Annotated in this window: 16 protein-coding genes and 1 pseudogene; 6 read left to right on the top strand and 11 right to left on the bottom strand. The window is 43.7% G+C overall.

Annotation, left to right across the window (positions count from 1 at the left end):
* Positions 1 to 196: 196 nt before the first annotated feature.
* The 5 genes from Q0C19_RS01915 to Q0C19_RS01895 form a co-directional block, all read right to left on the bottom strand.
* Positions 197 to 838: a uroporphyrinogen-III synthase gene (locus tag Q0C19_RS01915; protein ID WP_295052309.1), complete on the bottom strand. Its 642-nt coding sequence runs from the start codon at positions 836 to 838 to the stop codon at positions 197 to 199.
* Positions 839 to 850: 12 nt separating this feature from the next.
* On the bottom strand, positions 851 to 2,395 hold the full coding sequence (guaA, locus tag Q0C19_RS01910) for a glutamine-hydrolyzing GMP synthase (RefSeq protein ID WP_295052307.1): 1,545 nt from the start codon (positions 2,393 to 2,395) through the stop codon (positions 851 to 853).
* Positions 2,396 to 2,478: 83 nt separating this feature from the next.
* Entirely contained in the window at positions 2,479 to 3,807 is a 1,329-nt protein-coding gene (gene nhaD / locus Q0C19_RS01905; RefSeq protein WP_295052305.1) for a sodium:proton antiporter NhaD, read from the bottom strand.
* On the bottom strand, positions 3,804 to 5,255 hold the full coding sequence (gene nadB, locus Q0C19_RS01900; protein ID WP_295052303.1) for an L-aspartate oxidase: 1,452 nt from the start codon (positions 5,253 to 5,255) through the stop codon (positions 3,804 to 3,806). Before nadB ends, nhaD begins: the two co-directional genes overlap by 4 nt.
* On the bottom strand, positions 5,245 to 5,370 hold the full coding sequence (locus Q0C19_RS01895) for a lipoprotein (RefSeq protein ID WP_295052301.1): 126 nt from the start codon (positions 5,368 to 5,370) through the stop codon (positions 5,245 to 5,247). Before Q0C19_RS01895 ends, nadB begins: the two co-directional genes overlap by 11 nt.
* A gap of 69 nt (positions 5,371 to 5,439) precedes the next feature.
* On the opposite strand from Q0C19_RS01895, the gene uvrC reads away from it, so the two are divergent.
* The 5 genes from uvrC to Q0C19_RS01870 all read left to right on the top strand — a co-directional run bounded on the left by uvrC (position 5,440) and on the right by Q0C19_RS01870 (position 13,228).
* Positions 5,440 to 7,248: an excinuclease ABC subunit UvrC gene (uvrC, locus tag Q0C19_RS01890; protein WP_295052299.1), complete on the top strand. Its 1,809-nt coding sequence runs from the start codon at positions 5,440 to 5,442 to the stop codon at positions 7,246 to 7,248.
* A 68-nt stretch (positions 7,249 to 7,316) separates the two neighbouring features.
* Positions 7,317 to 7,733 (top strand): PAS domain-containing protein, encoded by a 417-nt coding sequence (locus Q0C19_RS01885; protein ID WP_366822737.1) that lies wholly within the window; start codon positions 7,317 to 7,319, stop codon positions 7,731 to 7,733.
* A gap of 9 nt (positions 7,734 to 7,742) precedes the next feature.
* Positions 7,743 to 9,521 (top strand): hypothetical protein, encoded by a 1,779-nt coding sequence (locus Q0C19_RS01880; protein ID WP_295052297.1) that lies wholly within the window; start codon positions 7,743 to 7,745, stop codon positions 9,519 to 9,521.
* A gap of 25 nt (positions 9,522 to 9,546) precedes the next feature.
* Positions 9,547 to 12,831 carry an ATP-binding protein gene (locus Q0C19_RS01875; RefSeq protein WP_295052295.1) on the top strand — a complete coding sequence of 1,095 codons (3,285 nt, stop codon included), beginning with the start codon at positions 9,547 to 9,549 and terminating at the stop codon, positions 12,829 to 12,831.
* Positions 12,832 to 12,850: 19 nt separating this feature from the next.
* Positions 12,851 to 13,228 (top strand): response regulator, encoded by a 378-nt coding sequence (locus Q0C19_RS01870; RefSeq protein ID WP_295052293.1) that lies wholly within the window; start codon positions 12,851 to 12,853, stop codon positions 13,226 to 13,228.
* A 9-nt stretch (positions 13,229 to 13,237) separates the two neighbouring features.
* Here the strand turns inward: Q0C19_RS01870 and Q0C19_RS01865 are convergent, their stop codons facing one another.
* The 4 genes from Q0C19_RS01865 to Q0C19_RS01850 are packed head-to-tail and all read right to left on the bottom strand — an operon-like array spanning position 13,238 to position 19,758.
* Positions 13,238 to 13,681 (bottom strand): type II secretion system protein, encoded by a 444-nt coding sequence (locus Q0C19_RS01865; RefSeq protein ID WP_295052291.1) that lies wholly within the window; start codon positions 13,679 to 13,681, stop codon positions 13,238 to 13,240.
* Entirely contained in the window at positions 13,668 to 14,597 is a 930-nt protein-coding gene (locus Q0C19_RS01860; protein ID WP_295052289.1) for a type II secretion system protein, read from the bottom strand. Before Q0C19_RS01860 ends, Q0C19_RS01865 begins: the two co-directional genes overlap by 14 nt.
* Entirely contained in the window at positions 14,594 to 15,250 is a 657-nt protein-coding gene (locus Q0C19_RS01855; protein WP_295052287.1) for a hypothetical protein, read from the bottom strand. Before Q0C19_RS01855 ends, Q0C19_RS01860 begins: the two co-directional genes overlap by 4 nt.
* A gap of 14 nt (positions 15,251 to 15,264) precedes the next feature.
* Entirely contained in the window at positions 15,265 to 19,758 is a 4,494-nt protein-coding gene (locus Q0C19_RS01850) for a cadherin-like domain-containing protein (RefSeq protein WP_295052285.1), read from the bottom strand.
* Between the two features lie 502 nt (positions 19,759 to 20,260).
* On the opposite strand from Q0C19_RS01850, the gene raiA reads away from it, so the two are divergent.
* Positions 20,261 to 20,797: a ribosome-associated translation inhibitor RaiA gene (gene raiA, locus Q0C19_RS01845; RefSeq protein WP_295052283.1), complete on the top strand. Its 537-nt coding sequence runs from the start codon at positions 20,261 to 20,263 to the stop codon at positions 20,795 to 20,797.
* Here raiA and recG read toward each other — a convergent pair.
* Positions 20,794 to 22,587, bottom strand: coding sequence for an ATP-dependent DNA helicase RecG (gene recG / locus Q0C19_RS01840; protein WP_295052281.1), 1,794 nt, complete (start codon positions 22,585 to 22,587; stop codon positions 20,794 to 20,796). The two genes, raiA and recG, sit on opposite strands and share 4 nt — an antisense overlap.
* Positions 22,568 to 22,894: pseudogene (locus tag Q0C19_RS01835) on the bottom strand (insulinase family protein); the annotation flags it as partial. The gene recG and the pseudogene Q0C19_RS01835, both read right to left, overlap by 20 nt.

The raw sequence follows: 22,894 nt of genomic DNA, 5'->3' as shown, positions 1-22,894 counted from the left end.
TCAAAGCTGTAATTGCGCCACATCGAGCGTCTCTTCCGGCGGCAATCTCTCACGTTAAACGCTCAAACAAGACCACCGACACACCGAAACGTCTACGGATGTGACTAGTTGTATATGTAGAACCCTCATATTGCGGTTACTCGCTACGCCCAGAATTAATAATTATAGCCCTAAAATCTTAAAAGGGTGATGAATTTTACCCCTCCATAGCGATTTCACGTGCTAACTCTACGGCTGATGCGACGCTGGAAGTTAAACTCAATTGGGAAGGGATACCCGGAGGAAGCGCATTTTGTGTCGTTTTACCGATAACGACAATGGTATGCGTAGGGAGAATCTCATAGATTTGCAAAAAACACCGGATGGTTGAGGGGGATGTAAAGATGAGAATACCCTCTTTCGACAGGATCTGCTTTGGTAGTTCCGTAGCACAGCTTGTCTCATAGACAATGGCTTCATCGATTTCAACCCCGCCGTATCGTGCCGTCTCGATCCATTCGGAGGCGACAATTTTGGGACGCAGATAGAGCCATTTTCCGCTCCGCTCTTTTGCTCTCAGCACATTCGGAATCGATTCGCCGTATCCGTTTCCTGTTTCGATTTCCTTTGCACCCGCCTCACGTGCGCTTTGCGCCGTCGATTCCGAAACGGCTATGCACTTAAGTCTATTCCAATCCACCAAGTAATTATGGAGAGCAGCAACGCCTTGTTTTGAAGTGACAATAATTCCTTCATAATCGGCAAAATCAATCTTCGGAGTTAAAAAAGAGATGGTAAGGATGGGGATATGAATAACTCCCGGATAAGGAGTTTTAGAGATTAGATAGACGGGGCGCAAAATGCGTTCCCCTTATTCCCACTCAATCGTTGCCGGCGGTTTTGAACTGATGTCGTAGACAACGCGGTTGATTCCGTCTACTTCATTGATGATACGGCGGCTAATACGCTCCAACAATGTATGCGGAAGATGAGCGAATGTTGCGGTCATACCGTCTACCGCTTCGACCACGCGTACACATACGGTGTTATCATACGTACGGTTATCCCCCATGACTCCGACCGATTTTACATTCAAAAGGACAGCAAATGCTTGCCATGTTTTGGTGTAGTATCCGCTGACTTTCAACTCATCGAGCAAAATGGCATCGGCTTCGCGCAGAAGATCGAGATCCGGTTTATTCACCTCACCCATGATACGGATACCCAGACCCGGTCCTGGAAACGGATGACGGTTAACGAGGGAATCAGGGAGTCCGAGTTCAAGTCCGAGTTTACGCACTTCATCTTTGAACAAATCACGTAACGGCTCGATTAGCTCAAAATCCATCCAATCCGGCAATCCGCCGACGTTGTGATGCGATTTGATCGTGACGGACGGACCGTTAACCGAAACGGACTCGATAACGTCAGGGTAAAGTGTCCCCTGCGCAAGAAATTTAATACCGTCGTGTTTTTTCGCTTCCGCTTCAAACACTTCGATAAACGTATGTCCGATGATTTTACGTTTGGTCTCCGGATCGGTTACCCCCGCAAGCTTGCTGAGAAAAGATTCCGATGCATCCGCCACAACGAGAGGAACTTTGAGATGGACTTTAAAAATATTTTCAACCGAATCACGTTCCCCTTTACGGAGCAAACCGTTATCGACGAATACCGGAATCAGCTGATCACCGATCGCTTCGTAAAGCAATGCGGCGACAACCGATGAGTCTACTCCGCCGCTGAGGGCACAGAGGACTTTCCCCTCACCGACCTGCGCACGGATTTTGAGTATTTGTTCTTTAAGGAAATGCCCCATATCCCATTTTTCGGTGATCCCGCAAATTTTACGGGCAAAATTGCGAAGCATCAAATACCCCTCTTCGGAGTGGTTGACTTCCGGGTGATACTGCATCGCATAAACCATTTTTTCTTCGTTAGCAATCGCTGCATACGGAGAGTTCGGTGAATAGGCGATCGGAATAAAACCTTCCGGCAATACGTCCACTTTGTCGGAGTGGCTCATCCATACCGCACGCTCATCTTCACACCCTTCAAAAAGTACCGAGTGTTGTGTCATATCGATCGTCAATTCCGCTTTGCCGTATTCATGGTGATCACTTCGAACGACCGAACCGCCGAAATCAACCGCGATACGCTGCATACCGTAACAAATCCCCAAAACAGGAATTCCAAGAGCATAAACCCCTTGATCGACTTCGTACGCGTCTTTGTTATAAACCGAAGAAGGTCCGCCGCTGAGAATTATCCCTTTAGGATTTTTAGCTTTGATAGCATCAATTTTAGTGTGGTAAGGAAGTACCTCACAATAAACTTTATCTTCGCGCAGACGACGAGCGATCAGCTGAGTGTACTGGGAACCGAAATCAAGGACAATAATATTGACATCTTTCACGCTTAAGCCTTTAATGGTAAGATGATTGGAAGGTGATAATACCCTTCGTGGTAATGAAAGGATACTCTAAAGATATTTAGGAGTTAATAAAGACCTAAAATCATGAATTGAAAATACCATATCGCTAAAGAAACAACATACCCAACCAATACTGTCCAACTGAGTCTCATGTGAGAGGAAAAAGTATAGATTCCCTGCATTTTCCCCATAACACCAACTCCTGCAGCACTTCCAAAACTGATCAATGATCCACCAATACCTGCGGTCATAGTCACAAGCATCCACTGTGCATGGTCGATTGCCGGATTTGCTTTGAGAACTGCGGACATCACCGGAACGTTATCGACGATAGCCGAGAGGAAGCCAACACCTATATTAACGATGGTCGGATCAAATATTTCATACAATTTTGCGGCATAAACCAAAAACCCTACAAAGTGTAATGCCCCGACAGCTGCTAAAATTCCGAAAAAGAAAAGTAATGTATTATTTTCTATTTTACTCATTGACTCAAAAATACTCACTTCTATCTTGTGCTTTTTCTTTAAAAAATACATGTACAATTGCAATATTGACAGTCCAAATAGCATTCCCCACATCGGTGGAAGATGAATAAATTGCTTTCCGATAACTGCAAAAGCGATAGTGAGTGCGCCGAAAGCGATGATAACTTTACCACCCTTTAAAATCTCAATTTTTTCAGCCTCTTCAGGATTTCCATCTTTATTTGGATCAAGATTAGGAACATATCGGCTGAGAAGATAAGCCGTCACAATCCATCCCATAAAAGATGCGGGAAAAAGATACAGGAAATCACCAAATGCCCCTTTTTCAGCCGCCCATACCATTAAGGTTGTAATATCCCCAAAAGGGCTCCATGCCCCTCCCGCATTTGCTGCAACAACAACATTGATCGCACTCGGAATCAAAAACGCTTTATTTTTAGAATCAATAGCGAGCAAAACGGTGGAAAGAATCAAAGCGGTTGTAAGGTTGTCAGCCACGGGAGAGATAAAAAATGCCAATATTCCCGTTATCCAAAAAAGTTCCCGATAGCTGTATCCCTTAGCAATAAGTTTTGCCCTTAATGCAGTAAAAACTCCTCTCTCTATTAACGCTTCGATATAGGTCATTGCCACAAATAAGAAAAAGAAAATTTCGGCAATTTCCAAAATCAAATGATCAATCGCCTCTTCAAATGGCGTTAAGTTGATTCCATTGGCAACATAATAGAACCCTGTCATCACAAACATCAGCGTTCCCATAAAAAGAGCGGGTTTTGCTTTATCAATATGATATTTTTCTTCCATTGCAATGAAATAATAGCCCACTAAAAACAAGATAAGCAATGTCCATCCAAAAGGAGATGCTACAAGGTTTTGCGTAGCGTGTTCTACAGTTTGAGTTGTCATTGTTTTACTCTTTGTTCAATGTAATGAACACCGATCGATTCGGTCCGTTTCTGCGCTGAAGTGACAATACTCCGCGCGGTAAGCAACCGCAAGCGCAATAATCTCCCCACTTTCTCCGAAAGCATCTTTGTTATCGCTTCGAATGCCACGCCAAGTCCCTCCGGAGTACGCTTGATCGAGACGTTCTCCCACATAATTCGGCGAAGCTGATCTTTTTTCTCTTTATCACCTTCTAATTCCAGCGGCTCATTTCCGACACTAAAATGTTCAGCACAGCCGTGTGCCGACCCCGCCAAAATCGATTCGGCTACTTTTTGAGAGTATACCAGCCCCTCCAACAAAGAGTTACTCGCTAATCGGTTAGCTCCATGAACGCCTGTCGATGCCGCTTCTCCCGCAGCGTACAGCCCTTTTATCCCCGGAACGCTTCCATCGATATTGGTCTTAATCCCCCCGACGGCATAATGAAAAGCCGGAGAAATCGGAACCCTCTCTTTTGGGAGATGATATCCCAAATCATTGAGCGACTTATAAATATTCGGGAAACGCTCTTTAAAATATTCGCTCTCAAAATCTTCACAGGAAAGATACACTTGCTTTTTTGCACGTTGCTTGTAATCGAAAATAGCTCGGCTGACGATATCACGCGGAGCCAATTCGCCGCGCGGATCATACTCGAACAAAAAGCGGTATCCGTTTTCATCGACGACATGCGCCCCCTCACCTCTGAGCGCTTCAGAGAGGAGCTGTTTACGTGCCCAGTTATTGGCGACAAAAACGGTCGGATGAAACTGCATCATCTCCATCGATTCGAGTTCAATCCCTTTTTCGATACAGATACCGTGAATATCTCCGCTGATCGTCGAAGCATTCGTATGATACTCATACAACGACCCCACTCCGCCGCTGGCAATGATGACGTTGTCTGCGAAAATCATTTTTCGCTTCCCTTCACTCAACACTTCCACACCGCAGCACTGGTTATTTTCAATCAGCAAATCAACCACAGTAGCATCACTGAGCATCGGGTGGGGATTTTGATTAAGTAAAAAGAAGTGAAGATATCTCCCCGTCGCATCTCCTCCCGCGTGCAGAATTCGGCTTCGCGAATGGGCGGCCTCTTTTGTGTAGAGCAAATGCCCCTCTTCATCTTTATCAAACTCAAATCCGCGATCAATCAAATCACGAATCACCCCCTGTGAACTTTCACTCATGAACTGTACGGCAGTTGCATTGCACATACCTGCCCCCGCATCGAGAGTGTCTTGGACGTGAGAAGCGATATCTTCATCATTGTAGGCGGTTGTCACCCCCCCTTGCGCATAATAGGTATTGCATTCCCAAGGGTTCGATTTATTGATGATTAATACTTTCAATCTCTTAGGCAAAGCGATCGCCGCATACAGACCGGCAACCCCCGAACCGATAATGACAACATCATAACGCAACGGAAGAGTCCTTAACCACTGCCGGTTTCTCATAATAAGGAGGTGCTTTATAGCCGCATCCGCTCAAAAATAGTATTACGGCGACAATGACGCTAAATAGATATATTTTTGACATTGTTCCCCCTTTTTCTTTAATGACGGATGTTATAATAGCTACCATAAATTATTCATTAAGAGTTCACCGATGATAGAGCAAATTCGAAATCTCCCTCATCAGGCGGGGATTTACCAATATTTGGATGAGAAGGGGAGAATTCTCTACATCGGAAAAGCCAAAAATCTCTCGAAACGGGTCAAAAGCTACTTCAACCTCACCCCGACGCTCAGTCCAAAAGCTGCCTTATCTCTTCGTATCCAAAAAATGCTCTCCGAAACGGTAGGACTTCACTACATTATCGTTGAAAATGAGCATGATGCCCTCATTTTAGAAAATTCTCTCATCAAACAGCTCAAACCCAAATATAATATTCTGCTGCGCGATGATAAAACCTACCCTTACCTCTACGTCGATATGGAGGAGCCCTATCCACGCTTCGAACTCACCCGTAAAATTATCAAAGGTAAATCCATCCGCTATTTCGGTCCTTTTTCGGTAGGGGCTCGAGATATTCTCGATTCTCTCTATGAACTGTTAAAACTCGTGCAGAAAAAAAGTTGTCTGAAGGGAAAAAAGGGATGTCTTTTTTATCAGATGGAACAATGCCTTGCCCCCTGTGAGTTTCCCGTTCCGAGAGAAAACTATCTTCCGATCGTGATGCAGGGGATAGAGTGGATTCAAAATAAACGCCGTCTCATCAGAGAGCTCGAAACTAAAATGGAATTCTACGCCGAATCGCTCCGCTTTGAAGAGGCTTTGGTATTACGAGACCGTATCGAACGAATCAGTAAAAGCGAACTAACGTCTCAAATCGATCTGGCCTCTGTTGAAAACTACGACCTCTTTGCCATTGCTGCAAACGAAACACGTGCTTGTATCCTCCGTCTCTTTATCCGTGAGGGGAAAGTTGCTTCAAGTACCCACGATTTTCTTCCCGTTACCCTCTATTTTTCAATGGATGAAGCGTATGAGAGAACGGTAATAGGATTTTATGGCAATGAAAAACCCCCTATTATCGCCCCCATCTTAACGGCACACCCTTTTGAATCGAGTGATTGGGTCGGCGAACATCTCAGCACCCTCTTTGGGAAAAAAGCCCAGCTCGAAGTGCCGCAGCGGGGAGGGAAAAAAGAGCTGATCGAGCTTGCCCTTACCAACGCCCATGAACTCCTTCGTACGCCTCAGCCTACCAATGAGGTACTTTTACATCAGCTCCAAGAACTCTTCATCCTCGATTCTCTGCCGCGGCGAATTGAAGTCTTTGACAATTCTCATCACGGAGGAGCCGCTACGGTAGGAGCCATGGTTGTCTATGACAACGGCCATTTTGATAAAAAAGGGTACCGTACCTATCATCTGCATGTCCGCGATGAATACGGTCAAATGAAAGAGATGCTGACGCGGAGAATTGAAGGATTTGAGAGCAATCCGCCACCCGATCTGTGGGTACTCGACGGTGGATCCACATTGAGAGCTTTAGCCATCGACCTTCTCGATTCCCATGGAATACATCTTGATGTTATCGCTATCAGTAAAGAGAAGATTGACGGCACATCACACCGGGCGAAAGGATCTGCACGCGATATTATCCATACCTCGGATAATACTTTACGATTGGAAAGCAGTGATAAACGGCTCCAATTCATCCAAATGCTCCGAGATGAAGCCCACCGAAGCGCAATCACTTTTCACAAAAAAACAAAACTAAAAATCGATCAAACCTCCAAACTTTTGACGATTCGCGGCATCAGTGTGGCAAAAATTCATAAGCTTATTGATTACTTCGGAACATTCGAAGCCATCGCAAAAAGTGATATCAAGACACTCTCTGAGCTTATCGGCGAAAAAGATGCGGAAAGTATCCGAAATTATTACCGAGAAAGCATGTCTAAGTAATCTTTTATGGACTTTATGCCATATTCCACAGATTATGTTTTCAACAGTTTTTTTTACCAAGGGGGCACATGATGCAAAAACCTACTCCAGTGGACGAAGAGTACATATTTGATGGGCGTGCTATTGTCAGTGAGACGGATCTAAATGGGATCATAACCTTCGCTAATCGAAAATTTTGTGAAATTTCGGGCTACACCGTTCAAGAATTAGTAGGTGAACCTCATAACATCATACGCCATCCCGATATGCCCAAAGCCGCATTCGCACAAATGTGGCAAACCATTCTATCCGGAACACTTTGGCACGGTTTAGTCAAAAATCTCCGAAAAGACGGACGTTATTATTGGGTTGATACCGAAGTAACCCCAACCTATGACCAAGACGGAAAAGTAAAAGGGTATATGGCGGCACGTAAACCGGCATCACGAAAAAATATAGAAGAGACGGCGGCACTGTACCAAAAAATGATTGAGCAAGAGCGATAAGGGGGATGAGTGCTATTTTATAACCATAATCAAGAATTTATAGGAATCGATGAAGAGAGTCTAAAACTCTTAAATTATACGACTTTAGAAGAGTTACTACAGGTGTGCAGTGATGTTGCCGATCTGTTTGCCAAAGAACCCGGATACATTCATAACTTTAAAAGCTTCGGATGGATCGATTTTTTACTCCATGCCGACTCCGATGCCCGTTCGGCGATTGTTCACGGAAACGGCCGCACCTTTTCATGTACCTTGCAAGTCAAGAGTCTTTTTTTAAGCGCGGATCCCTCTTCTCCCGGCTATATCATCGACATGCTCCATATTCAATCTCTTAGTGAAGATGACGTCAAGCCTCAGATATTCGCCAAAAAAGCCAAACCGGAGATTAAGCCTCCGCTATTTGAAACCCAGCCCATTGAAACAGCACCCTCAATTTTGCCCAATTACGATCACATCATCCCAACTCCGCTAAGTGAACCCGGAGTTCTCGATGTCCCTTCATACAACGAGCAAGACATTGAAGAAGAGCCGATAGAAGATCTCTACGCGAAATTATCTCTCCCTCTCAATGAGGAAGAGTTGGAAAAAGATTATTTTGTTCCGGAAGCTTCTCTCTCATTCGAGCCAGAACCGGAACCTATACTGAATCGTCCGGTGTTTGAAGATGTCCGCTACAGCAGTGCGGAAAAAGAGTTTATCAATACCCTTAAAGTCGATTCCTCCTATCTTTTTGATCCGAATGTTGCCGCCCAAGAACTCGGTTTGCCGGTTGATTTAATCCAAGAATTCATCGGTGATTTTATTCAGCAAGCCAATGAGTTTAAAGAGGAGCTTTTTGAAGCGGCTCTCAGAGGGGACATGAACAATCTTAAAATTTTATCCCATAAACTCAAAGGGGTAGCGGCAAATCTCCGTATCGAAGATGCCTTTGAAACCCTCAATATTATCAATACATCGAATGATCCGATTGAAATTGAAGCTAATCTCAAATACTTTTATAACATCATTTCCAAACTGGAGGGGAAAGAGATTGCGAAAGAAAAAAGCAACGAAGATATCGGTAATGACCTTCTTTATCCTCTAGAGGAACCCATTTTTCTTTCTGAAGATGAGTCTGTTTTCCCTCCTTTGCCTTCAAACGATGATGATATTTATACCTTTGATGCAAAAGATGATAATACACCTCTGCTATTACAGGAAGAAGACCTTTATTCAACGCCGCTAAGAGATGAAGACATTATCTCCTCCCCTTATGAAGAGGCTATCCCTTTATTCGAAGAGAACTTTTCTGAAAAGAGCATTGAAACAGAACCCTCCGAGCCAGTACATAGCGATGATATCTATACATTTGATTTGAAAGATGACAATTCGCCTTTACTGCTGCAAGAAGAGATTCCTCCCGTCTCATACGAAAATGAAAGTTTGATCGATACCCAGCCGTTTGAAGAGCGTGTACGAGAGGAGAGTATCCCAGCAGAACCTATGCAGTCCCTCCACTACGATAAAACGTTTATTGCAGGTCAACTCGGGATTGAACTTGACTTTTTTGATGAATTGATTGATGAATACAAGCTCGATGCCCTTCGTGCCGGCAATGAGATCAGTGCATCAATCAGTGCATTTGATACTCACGCTTGGAAAAAAACGGCAAGTCAGCTCAAAGGGATCAGCGATAATCTGCGATTAAACGAGATTTCCGATGAATTAGCCATCTTGTCCCAAACCAATGATGCGCAAGAAGCCAACAAAGCTTCTAAACGACTCAATAGCTTCCTTGAACAACTATGAGCTTTAAGAATATAGAGGAGACCCAATGCAACTAGGACTTAGAAATCGACTTCGCCTTATCAGTCTCTTACCGATCCTGATACTTTTTACCCTCGCTACGTACTATGTTTACAATGCGTATATCAGTTACAAAGGGGCTGAGCAGCTCCAAGTGAGACTGGAGGGGAATAAACAGCTCAATGATTTGATCAATAATCTTTCGCGAGAACGCGGAATGACTGTTATGTATATGGGGAACGCATCACAAGCTACCCTCAAGTCGCTTCAGGCACAACGCGCTATCGTTGATCAAAAAATTGGTGTTTATCAGTCTCACCTTTCTGCACTAGAACATGTAAATACGGCTGAGGCAGCAAAAGCAGCTGCATTATCGAAACTCATAAGCGATCTGCAGCACGGGATTAAACGATCCAGACCTCTGGTAGATGGGGGTACCGCTACTTTTGATAAGATATTTACCGATCTTTACGGAAAATCTGAAGAACAGCTCATCAATGAACTTGCGAAACTGGCAACCATTCATTTTGACGAAGAGGTAAACTCCCTATCCTCAACCTACCTCTCTTTAGTCCGTGCCAACGAATACAGTAGTATTGAGCGTGACTACATTACCTATGTCTTGTCGCGTGCGACCCCTCTTGCGGAAGCAGAACTCAACAAGTGGGTCTCGCTCATTGCCAAAGCCGATACGTTCAATCTTGAGGGGATGAATAATAAGTCCATCCAATCCAAATTGCAATCGTCACTCTACAGCGAAGACAATACCGATCTTTTCCTTGACATAACCACTGAGAGAACCGCCATTTTACAAGCAAGTACAACCGGCTCCTATGCAACACAGTCCGGTATCTGGTTTGCGATGATATCCGAAAAAATCGATGCGATTAATGACGCTGAAAAGATTTTAATTGACGCTATGGATGAACGCGCTTCCATTGTAAAAAACCAGGCGGTTCAAGTCCTTTTGGTAGCTGTTTCCGTCTGGATTCTCGGGGTATTGATCGCTATTTTAGGATACTTCTTCTCTGCTGAAATTACTACAAATATCAAAAATCTCGAATCGGTTCTAAAACGGGTCGCCGAAGATACTCATGATAACGAAGCTGAAGCACTCAGTCATACTATCAATCTTGATACGGCTGAGGGGACGGCTCAAGCTTATGCCTTGCTGGAGAGAATCATTGAACAAACCCTCAATGACAAACAATACGCAATGGAAGCCTCCGAAGCCAAATCGATGTTTTTGGCCAATATGTCCCACGAAATCCGGACACCTCTTAATGGAATCGTCGGATTTACGGAATTGCTCAAAGATACCGAACTGCACGATGAGCAACGTGAATTTATCGATATCATCGAAAAAAGTTCCGAAAACCTTCTTGAAATCATTAACAATATCCTTGACCTCTCCAAAATTGAGAGCAATAAACTTGAAATCGAAGAGATTGTCTTTAACCCGATCGATGAATTTGAAAGTGCCGTTGAAGTCTATGGAGTCCGTGCGTCTGAGAAACATATCGACCTTGCGTGCTATGTCGATCCAAGTCTTGAACGTCCGCTCAAAGGGGATCCGACCAAAATCAAAGAGGTTATCATTAATCTCCTCTCCAATGCGGTTAAATTTACCAACAGCGGTGGTGCGATCAGTGTCGATATCCGGCGAGTAGAGTGCAATATTCTTAACCGGACGCGGGTACACTTCCAAGTCAAAGATAACGGTATCGGAGTCACCAGCGAACAACGCTCTCGAATCTTTGAAGCCTTTTCTCAAGCTGACACCTCCATTACCCGCAAATACGGCGGCACCGGATTAGGTCTCACTATATCAAGCCGTTTTGTTGAATTGATGGGGTCTAAACTGGATCTTGAAAGTGAACCTGGAAACGGAACTACCTTCTTTTTTACCCTAGAGTTTGAAGAGATTGAAACTCTGAACGAACCGCTAAAAGGATCATTTTCCAATATTAATGCCGTCATTTTGGAAAATACTTCGAAAAAGAAACTCCAGAACACTTATCTCAAAGAGTATCTCGATTATTTCGGTGTAAGCTATACAACATTCCATGAACTCGATGAACTCAAAATGCTTGAGCGTCAAGTCAATTACGATTTGCTTTTTGTGGATAACGACTATACCGGTGATCTGGATATGACTGCCTATGCATCGTCTCAAGAGCAGCTGGTACTCATTACCAAATCATTTTATATGAAAAAAATCGATTCTATGGGAATTGATATTTTTAAAGTTTTGTATGAGCCGCTCAACAGTTCTAAAATTCGTATAACGCTAGAAGCCTATGATGCAGAAGCATTTAGCAATCGTAAAATCAAAGTATCGCGCCGTAAAAAATTTGATGAGAAAAACTCCCGATTCGCCGCAACCGGGCTTGTAGCCGAAGATAATATCATCAACCAAAAACTGATCCGACGGACGCTCGAAGATCTTGGATTGGAAATCACCATTGCCAATAACGGGCTAGAGGCATTTGAAAAACGTAAAAACGGCAGTTTCGATATCATTTTCATGGATATACAAATGCCGGTACTTGACGGAATTGAAGCGACGCAGGAAATTTTGGATTTCGAAGAAGATTACGGACAAAACCACATTCCGATTATCGCGTTAACTGCCAATGCCCTCAAAGGGGACCGTGAACGTTTTATGGCGGCAGGGATGGATGAGTATACGACCAAACCGCTGGTACGAAGCGAAATCATCTCGCTGCTCAACAATTTCTTGTCTCATAAAATCATTGAGATCAATCCGGTTCCAAAATCGGTCCATGAAATCACGATTCCAGCCGAAGCATCAACACCGCTTTTAAGCGAACCGGAAATGAGTGCCCAAACGAATGAAGAAGATATCCCCACTGTTATTGACGCTGAATCGAATATTCAAGTAACAGATACAACAGAGCCTCTTATCGAAGAGTCCGCCATTGAAGAACGTGTCTCAGTCTATGATGCCGATATCTTGATTGCGAAACAAAATTCCCTTGAACTAAAACTCTTCACCCGTATCCTGGATGATCTAGGGTATACCTATAAAAGTGTAACCTCTTCCGATCAGCTGAAAGAGGAACTCCAAAATCGTCACTATAAACTTGCCCTCTTTGATAAAACATTAAGCGGATTACATCTCAAGGATCTGTATGATATAATCCATTCCAGTAAGAGTGATACATCCCTAGTCATGCTAATCGATCCGAGTGCTCCGGAAGAGGCTGATGATGCCATGTACGTTCATGAAATTATCAAAAACATCATCAATAAAGATTTATTGCGTCTTGTTTTTGAAAAATTTATCTAAACAAATGAGGAAACTCTAAATGGATGAGAAGAAACTAAAAGTTCTTGCGGTTGATGATGATATGATCAACCTCAAACTGCTCAAAACCATGTTAATGAAGACCTCGACCGTCTCTGCTGTCTTAGAAGCAAAAAATGGAGCGGATGCAATCGGTGTACTCAAAGCCCAAAACGATATTGATATTATTCTTCTCGATATCATTATGCCGGTGATGGGGGGGATAGAAATGCTCAAAGTTATCCGAGCCGACGAATCACTCCGCCAGCTTCCGGTCATCGTCCTCACAACCGATGAAACGAAAAAAGGGGAAGCATTAGAGTGTGGAGCTAACGGATTCCTCATGAAACCTGTTCGTGAAAAAGACGTTCTCGCTAAAATCGCTCAGCTCGCGCTTTAATCCTCTTCCTCATAGCTTTTGCCATGAACGCTTTTGGATACGGATATCTTCCGTTCCTAAATTATGATCGCTCACAGTTGCATCAATCAATACCATCGTATCTTTTCCCGTATTCTGAGCCAACGCTGTACATCCGGCCGAAGCAGCACCTTCAAAAGAGTAGGCTAACGAAACATTGATATCGAACATATTGCTTCCGCTTGCATCATTAACCCTAATATTAAGCTGGTTTAAACATGTACCGCCTGTCGTATCAACCCCCTGAGCACGCATAAGCGCGTATTCGGTAGCGCTTTGTGCGAGCAGCTCTGCCTGAGTACGGAGATAGTTGTCAGATATCGATTTACTTCCGATTGCAGTATTTGACAAAAGCAATGCACCCCCTAATGCGACTAATACAACCACAAAAATGGCCATAATCATCGCAAACCCTTTGCGTTTAATAGCGGACATGTACCATCCTTTCACGACAAATTTGATTTCTAGGAGCACTCGAATCGTTCAGATTATCATCCAATCCCTGCAGACAGATTTTGAGGGTATAGATATTCCCGATATTGGAATTCATAACGGTATTGGTACTATCATAAAGGATCGTAAAATGGGTCACTTTCTCGGCTAAAAGCCTCCCATTAACATCATTATACTGCTCACCATTCCAAGGTTCAAATCCGGAGTACATATTGAACGCCCCGTCTTTAGCTCTAAACGCATACGCTGTACGCATAACGTACGCTCGACTTGCCCGCCCGCCAATGCTGAGGATACCGTTCAACGTTATATTACTGTCGGAATTACGTGCTGTGATTATGCGATAAGCATCATTTGTATTGCCTGCAGCTTCCCATCCGAAACGATGGCATTCATCAAGACCTTCACCTAATCCGTCACTTCGGAATATGGCGGCACCGACAAGCGGATTCGTCAGCGTATCAAGTGATGTATAATTTGAATCAGAAGATATTACCCGGTTTCCAATACTAAGAACATCGCTTGTCCATCCCGGACGCCAACGGTTACCGTCCCAAAAGCCTCTTAAACCCTCATTGTCCACACCCACAAATGCAATGGTGTAGTCTTTATCATCATCTCCCGCTTGAGGGATACCGTTACACACACTTCCGAAAGGAGCATCATTTTCATCCAAACGGATTATGGAAGCGGATATGCCGTTTTCAAAATATTTTGAAATTTGTTCCAATATTTGATCCGCTTGGCTTACCCGCTTACTATACTCTCCCGTTCGATAGATACCGTTGTAATACTGACGTAAAGCCTCTAAGGCCAAACCTCCGACAATCCCCAGAATGACTATGACAAACAGCAATTCAATCAGGGTAAACGCTTTATGCTTATGTAGAGGTCTCATTCAGAAAATTTCCCGACATTGGATTTAAAAAATGTCAACGTCATATCAATATTAGGATTAGTAGCATTATTAGATCGAACGACAATACGTTTCAAATGCGTTGCCGATCCTGCAGGATTCGGATTCATATCGGTTGATGCGCCGAGCTGCCATGTTGCGGTTGCTACACCTGCGTTAATGGCAGAAATCGTTGCCGTCACATAACTGACACGATACGAAATCGGAATCGTGTAAATATTTCCCCCGGTCGCATTGATCTCCAAATTATAATTGCGATTATTGAGCTGTTCGATCCCTTGACTCAAATTCAAACTCCCCGTTGCCGGAGCAGCTGCCATGGAAGGAGCATTACCTGCACACATCATACTCGAATCAGGATTGCGGCGATAGGGTATCCCGCTTACGTTACGATCACATGGCATATCACCCGCAATTTGTAAAGGAGAAAAATCAGGAGGGAGTGAGTTTTGATCCCAACGAGCTTGAGAGACTTTGGTAATCTCACCCATCATCCGCTTTAAAATGTCCTCATCAATCATCATCCCTTTGGAAGCATTATCGGCGACATTCATCATGGATGGGATCGTGATTACACTGATGGCGATAATGACTATTGCGAAAATGAGTTCGATCATAGCCATCGCCGAGCGCATTGACGTTCCTTTCATCATCGGGTTGCCGGAGTGTAATCATAGATCACTCCGGTTCCCGATGTCCCTTTATTAGCCTTGTCCGTGCGAAGATCGGTCGTTGTCGAACTTCCCCCTCTCCCTACCGCCGGAGAAATATTGATATTAAAACAAGGATGGGTTTGGCAATTAAGATTTGTCGAATTTACCGGATCGGCATAATCCAACGCATTGGTCCCGAACCACAACCACGGATCGGTATTAATATGCGCTTTACCGCTGTAAGGGATATTGGCGGTGCCGATATGTGCAAAACTATACGTTTCCATTCCTGAAGCCGGGGGATTCGGTATATCGCTATTTACCGGAAGACCTAACGTATTCGGTAGAACAACCGTTACGTCGGCGTTACCGTCATTGTTATCATCATGCAGGGCATTGACAAACCATTGAGGGGTATTGCGGCTTGGCGTCAAAGTCGTTTTGGCTAAAATCGGTGCATCAAATACCTCATACCATCCGTTTGCCGAAAAACTAACATCACCAAAAACCCGTATATCGCGCGGAACTATCCGCCCATATACGTATGTGACATTAAAATCCATTGCCCGATCCCCGAGGGCTTCATGTGCAGCGCTTAAATCTGCCTGCATTGTACAATCCCCTGATACAGTACATTTCACATCCAGTTTTGAAAAACTTCCCTTAAACGGGCTAAGAGGCTGTGTTACGTTACGATCATAATTGAACCGGCTCACCGTTGCTAAGGAACCGCGAGTACTCTTTGTAAAGTTTCCATCCGAAATAGAGATCAACGGCATCGTTAAGGCCGCCGTATTCAGATTGGTAGCATTACTGTCATAAATCAGATTGGCCGGAATCATAGTTGAGCTGTTGTAATCACTAAACCGAATCTGATATGCCGCATGCTGAGGATGGGTAAGGTTATTATCACTCTTCATCGATAGATTCAAACGGTTTGCATAACAATCGGTTACAAAATTCGTGTTTACGATATTGTTATATCCCGATGCAGTGATATTTCCCGTCGAGCGCATCGACATGTTCATACTGTCATTCCGACTCATATCGGACATGTAAACAAACCCGTCTCCGCCAGCCACAATCGGATTTGGAAGTATACCTGTCCCAAACCCGATACTGCTCATATCAAATTTATACGGATGAAATGTCATCAAATAATCTCTGTACTTGAGATTGTTCTCAATATTATCGTGCGTACTGCTGATATTGCATCCGATCAGATTATTCAGCGCGGCCCCGTTCAGCGTCACAACAGTTGCTGCTGTCGGAACATCGGAACTATTAAGTGTACATTCAGAGCCGGAGAGGAAATGGGTTCCGGTCTGATGCGTTTGCATAGTAGGATCCCAGTCCACTGCCGTCCACGTTTTATCGATTACATTAAGGCGGTATTCACCGACTTGAGAAAGATTCCCTTCCGTCGAAACAGTACCGTTTATTAAGTTAAAACTTTGGGGCTTGCTGTCCGTATCATTACATCCGTTTTTTGTCGTTGTCGGTTCCCACACAAGGGTAATGTTATAATCTTCTCCGCCGGTTCCGAAATAGCGGGTATATCCCGGTGTTGCCGTATTATCTATGTGATTGGTCGCATTGATATCAAATCTATAATCGTATCCGCTGGCAACATTAACACGTTCGGTATTCGGCACAGCTACTCCCGTACGCCCGGGAGCAAAAACTTGCGTTATGGCATGGTTAGCTTGATTCATATCCCGCAGCGTCACCGTATAGCTTTCAGGGCGAATGGAAAAATTATCCCGAGAACAAAGAACCTGTGTTCTCGCCCCATAAAGGCACTCCATGCAAATCGCTACATCCTTATAGGTACTGTGATTCCCATTATCCGAACACGCAACAGATGTTAGATTTGTCGTACCACTATTGTTTGGATTAATAACGTACTGCTGACAGTGAGGATAAACCTGATGAACATTTGAAAAATTATCGATGCGTATTCCACTAGTCGTTTTTTGAAGATGAATCAAAGAGTCGTTTTGATCCGCCAAGGTATTGAACGTTACCCTGAATGCGGCATTCGGCGTTGCGGTTTTAAAAAAATCGGAGGCCAACGTAATCGGAGATGGCTGTCCGGTAATAACATCCGAGACCATACCCGTATTGATAGCATTTTGTATGGTTGCAGCATTAAAACTGACTTGAGAAACGTTGTTTTCAAATCCCATCCAGACACGAGGACTGATAGCGCTTGATGGCTCACGGCATGCAGCATCCACATCATGAAACTGACTCGCATCGATCATCTCTACCGCTACGATGGTAGTAACCGGCTTAGGGGTATCCAAACTCGCCGGATCAAAAGATGCCACACGAAAATTTCCGGGTCGTTTAGCCACTTGCGTTGTTAAATCATAATAGCGTTTCGTTGCACTTGAAGAATCATACAGCCCCGCATCGACAACACTGAAAATCCCCCATTCAGGTGTATAGCTGAAATTTTCTCCGGAACACATCGGCAGATTCACGCCACCGACAGTTGAGGAGTAAGGTAGCGTCAATGTCGTTCCATCCGGTTGAGAAATCATGAGATCATACGAAAAAGTACCTACAATAGGGGTATGTATATTCCCTATCGTTTGAGGCTCCAACGTGTAATATGTATACGCATAGTCTTTGCTTCCCATATCTCCAAGCGGTATATTTCGGATATAGGTATCACCGGTACTAAGCGGCCATGCCCCGTCCGTTTTATAAGTCGGCGTAAACATGCTCGGGAAAGTAATTCCAACGGTATTGCGTTTATAAATAACCTCACTGGCATTAATATCGGTAATATTTAACTTGATATTATTCGCTTGAACATCCGAAACCTCTTGATTTCGAATATACAAACTCACATTAATATCCGATGTATTGGGCAAATAACCGGTGATATACGGCATAGCCGTTCCGTTGTTCTCTTCGGTAAACGGAAGACCGTTTTGCTGATACCCATAGTCATAACAAAATTTCGGAACGTACAATTCTGTTGAAAAGGCGATCATAGAGGGCCAGTAGCGATCTTGGCTTGATGTAAAGGTAAACCTCATCGTCGCTTGTTTTGGTTTTAGATAATTACCGATGTCAAAGGTTTGAATATCAATCCCGTTATTATTGATCGCAAGCGGTGTTCTGGCATTTCCACCGCTAATCGAAGAGTCAAACGTGTTATCCGCTACCGTCGCAAGAGTAACCGCCGCTCCGGTATTGTAATTCGTCGTATTTAATACATCCCCGCTGATATGTTTATCCCCTTCAGCCGCAAAAACCGATGTTTTAGCTTCAATATTGGCTTGATTTGGAGTATAAAATCCCGTAACATCAACATTGACATTAGAGTTGGCGGAATCAATCACCTTCCAGCCGTCAAAAATACTGAAACTACGAAATTTTTCATTCGGATCATTAGCATTTGTATAGGCAACCACCAGTGTCCATGCACCGTATGATCCTAGTGAAGCAATTTTCCCCTCATAAACAGGGATATTGGCAACAGTGTAATTTCCTTCATTCCATTTTCCCTGCCCGAAATACTGACTCACATCGGCAAAAGCCGAATAACTCGTGTACCCTGAAGCACCGGCATCTTGCAAATAATCAAGTCTGTCCGGCGTAACATTGTTATAGGTATTCGATCCCTCTTCCTGACGAATTTTAACGGTCATATTAGTGTTAAAACTTGCATTGGCTACTATCGCCTGCCAATACAATCCTGCCCATATTACTTTCGCTCCCATTGGCAGCCGAAGCTCAGATTTCGTAGAGTTTGTCAATCCTGCCGTCGTCGTATCCACATTGTATCCGCACAAATAATATGTGTCATTGGTATTTGCAGCATCCGCCGTAAACGGACCATTGGTATAGGTACTGCAGATCGTAGAATTCTGTGTCGTTGGAGGAACCAAAACCGTATTCCCAATTGTTTTCATATCCCCTTTTGTATAGAGCTGTTTTCGAAGTGAAAAATCACGATAGCCGCTTGTAATGACATCCGTTACCGTTATATTTACGGTTGCCGTATCGGTATAGCCATTTAAATCCGTAATCGTATAATTAAAAGAATCGCTTCCCATATAGTTAGCATAAGGGGTATAGGTAAACGTACCGTTTGCTGCTATCGATACTGTTCCGTGTGAAGGATCGGTATGAGAAGTAACGTTGAGAGTCGGACCGATATCATTTGAAAGTACATATCCCGTTAATGCCGTATTTTTGACCATCGTATAGGTATCATTGATCGCATCAGCAGTGATAAAGGTTATAACAATATTGTCAATCCAAATTTTTTCATTATTATCATTTGTATCTGGATTAAACTTTAAATTTAGAGTGCTGTCGGGATAGACAACAGCATTAACAGAATAATGATACGTTCCATTTATTTGGTTGAATGTTGTTGTTATACCGTTGGCAATTACGTTCAATTTGTCGCTTAATTCCCAGCCACCGCCAATAGTTACATCGAAACTGATAATAACATTCTTCAAAGCATACGCATTATTTAGATTATATAATTTTGATGCCGTTGTATCTCTCTCAATTCGGTAGGTATCATTATCACGCGTACCTCCAGTCCAACTATTGCTATTACTATTAAAATTATCTGTATTTATAATTATCGCATTCAAAGACGTGACCGTTAGAATAAACAACAATAAAAATAATTTATTAATGATATTTATAGATTTTAATTCTCTCATCTCATCCTCCTCGGGATTTTTAAGGCACACAAAAAAAGGGCTCGGTAGCACTTTTCATAAACCCGATTTAGCCAGTCTAGTACTATCGACCATTGTACCTCTTTTCTAAAACACACTAAAGAGGATACGCCATATTTTGATTGTAATGCTATGTTGATTAAATAGCCATTAAAATGTGTTAATTATTATTTTACTATTCTCTTATTTTGTTTTTTTCTAAAATACTTGACGTTTGTTTTTTGTGTGTTATAATCGAACTTCCTCTATATTACACAAAGGTGGTACCATTATGAATATTTCTCTCGTCGGACGCCACATCGAGCTCAGCGATGCGATCAAAGATCATCTGATGCACTCTATCGATACACTATCTAAATATCATCTTGACCTTATCAGTGTCAATGCGGTCGCTTCCGCCAATGAACGTAAAAAAGGGGTAACGATCGAATTTACGATCAATGTTGCCGGAAAAAATACTATTGTTATTACCCAACGTGACGATGATCTCTATGCTGCGATCGATATCGCCATCGACCGCGCCCAAAAAGCACTTCGCCGTCTCCACGATCGACTAAGTGACCACAAAAACGAAGGGTTGAACGAAGCCAAAAATACGGCATCTCATACCATCGATCTCCATGCCGAAAACGAAGCTATGGAAGATGAGATCGTTCCGACCGAACTAGTCCTCTACAAGCCTCAAGAGGTTGCCGAAGTGGTAGAGAAACTCAAAGAGAGCACCAAAGTATTTGAAGTATTTTATGACAATGAGGGCAAAATGCGGGTCATGTACAAACGGGCTGACGGAAAATTCGGATTATATTAATCTTTATGAAGGTCAAGATAACTCTTGACCTCCTGTACGATATCTTCATCCTCCGCAATATCCGCCCACCGAAATTTTTTCCCGCTTTGAATACTCCCCTCCAGCAAATCACCGCTTGAACGAAATTTTAAATCCAATGCCGCAATCTCAAAACCGCTCATACAGCTACTGAATGACTCCAGCCGTTCATTTCTTCCGCTTTTGTTCGTATAAAGATAGCAATATCCCTGCAACCCGGTGCGGCTTACCCGACCTCGTAGCTGATGGAGTGTCGATAGCCCTAACCGCTCCGCTCCGACAATGACAACAGTAGAGAGGCGCGGAAGAGAAATACCTACTTCTACGACAGTTGTCGCAAGGAGAATATTTCCGCTCTTGCGAAAAGCCATCAATACCGCCTCTTTCTCTTTATCTTTGCCGTGGGTTACATAGACATGCTCAAAATTCTTTTCCCAATACCCCCGCGCTTCGTCAAGACTCTGATAATTGATACTTTCGCTTTGCTCTACTAATGGGTAGACAATCAGAACTTGATGATTTTGCCCTAATTCGGAGCGGATACGATCCAATAATTTTGGAAAATCGCTTTTCACCATAATACGGGTAGTAATATTTTTTGTAAAAGGGGTCTGGACGATCAGGCTCACATCAATATGGGCCGAATCGATCATCGCCTGTGTCCGTGGAATGGGGGTGGCGGAGAATTGGAGATAATGTGGTGACGTATCGTTCTCGGTGAGTTTTGTCAGAGCATGGCGCTGTGCCGTACCGAATCGGTGCTGCTCGTCTACCATTACCAGACCCGCCTCGGGGAGAGAACGATGAAGAAGTGCATGGGTACCGATGATAAAATCATACTCTTCCAATGACCCTTTTTTCGTAGCGTTGGTCACCAGTGCTACCCGCAGATCGGGAAGAAACTTTTGCGCCTCCTCGTACAGCTGAGCGGCAAGAATCGTCGTCGGCGCCATCAAAATGGAACGATAAGGGCGCATCAGGATAACAGACGCCAAAATCACCATCGTTTTCCCCGATCCAACATCTCCTACGATCATCCGTCGCGACGCATATTCTCCTCTTAGATCCCTCTCTATCTCGGTAATCGCTTTCTTTTGATCCTCTGTCAGCTCAAACGGGAGAGTTTGCATCCATCTTCCCGCATCTCCTGAAGCACGATAGGACGTTTTATGATAGCGGCGCTTGAGTCGCAGACGGCGCATATACTCATACAGTTCAGCGAATTTAAGCGCATGTAGTTGCTGCTCATTTAGAGGCACTGGAAAATCGGGAAAATGAATCGCATAAAGTTCACGGGCCACTTTTTCGGGAAGTCCGTCACGGATCAGATTTTCAACCGTGATGTTTTTTTCTACCAAGCGGCGCATCACATCGACGCGAAGGGGTGTTTTGTATATTGGGACAAGCGAACCGACCGAACTGATTTTCATCGGCTGAACAATCTGCCATTTCCCCATTTCCAACACCGATTTTCCGCTGAAAAAAGCTCGTTCCCCTTTTGGAAACTGATGAACCACATACGGTTTGGGATGAAAAATAATTCCCTCAAAAACACACTCTAGATTATGGGAAAAAAAAGTAATTTTGAGTGTTTTTGGAGTGCGGACAACATGTTCAACCGTCGCATCCATAACACACGATGCGTTATGGACAAGCTCATGACTTAGACGCCGGTCTTCAAAAGATGCGGGGGCAATAAGGGAGAGTGCGGTAATACTCCCTACTCCTAATCGATGGAACTTATCTCCATCCTCACTTGGTAACGATAGCATAACTAAGGTTTTTAATTTCGTTATGGCGTTTGATAAAATCGTTCACTTCATCAAGGGTGAGCGTACGGATCATTTCCAACTCTTCTACACTAGACCCAAGAGGTTTGCCGGAGTAATATTCACTAAAAGTTCGCCCTAAACGCTGAGAAAGGGTTTCTACCCTAAGCGGTTCGGAACCGAGAAGAAATTTGCGGGCTTGATCCAGTTCGCTCTGCGTCACCCCCTCACGGACAAACGTATCAATCACCTCGACGACTGTTTTTTTTGCTTCATTCTGCGATTCAAGTTTCGTTTGGAGGTAACCGCT

Origin of the sequence: Sulfuricurvum sp., from assembly GCF_023250475.1 — a bacterium.
GTDB lineage: Bacteria > Campylobacterota > Campylobacteria > Campylobacterales > Sulfurimonadaceae > Sulfuricurvum.
This window is presented reverse-complemented; position numbering and strand designations above follow the sequence as displayed.

Bases quoted from the DNA above. Each gene is read 5' to 3' on its own strand.
- nhaD (WP_295052305.1), bottom strand. From the start codon at position 3,807: ATGACAACTCAAACTGTAGAACACGCTACGCAAAACCTTGTAGCATCT.
- Q0C19_RS01895 (WP_295052301.1), bottom strand. From the start codon at position 5,370: ATGTCAAAAATATATCTATTTAGCGTCATTGTCGCCGTAATACTATTT.
- uvrC (WP_295052299.1), top strand. From the start codon at position 5,440: ATGATAGAGCAAATTCGAAATCTCCCTCATCAGGCGGGGATTTACCAA.
- Q0C19_RS01885 (WP_366822737.1), top strand. From the start codon at position 7,317: ATGATGCAAAAACCTACTCCAGTGGACGAAGAGTACATATTTGATGGG.
- Q0C19_RS01875 (WP_295052295.1), top strand. From the start codon at position 9,547: ATGCAACTAGGACTTAGAAATCGACTTCGCCTTATCAGTCTCTTACCG.
- Q0C19_RS01870 (WP_295052293.1), top strand. From the start codon at position 12,851: ATGGATGAGAAGAAACTAAAAGTTCTTGCGGTTGATGATGATATGATC.
- Q0C19_RS01865 (WP_295052291.1), bottom strand. From the start codon at position 13,681: ATGTCCGCTATTAAACGCAAAGGGTTTGCGATGATTATGGCCATTTTT.
- Q0C19_RS01860 (WP_295052289.1), bottom strand. From the start codon at position 14,597: ATGAGACCTCTACATAAGCATAAAGCGTTTACCCTGATTGAATTGCTG.
- Q0C19_RS01855 (WP_295052287.1), bottom strand. From the start codon at position 15,250: ATGCGCTCGGCGATGGCTATGATCGAACTCATTTTCGCAATAGTCATT.
- raiA (WP_295052283.1), top strand. From the start codon at position 20,261: ATGAATATTTCTCTCGTCGGACGCCACATCGAGCTCAGCGATGCGATC.
- recG (WP_295052281.1), bottom strand. From the start codon at position 22,587: ATGCTATCGTTACCAAGTGAGGATGGAGATAAGTTCCATCGATTAGGA.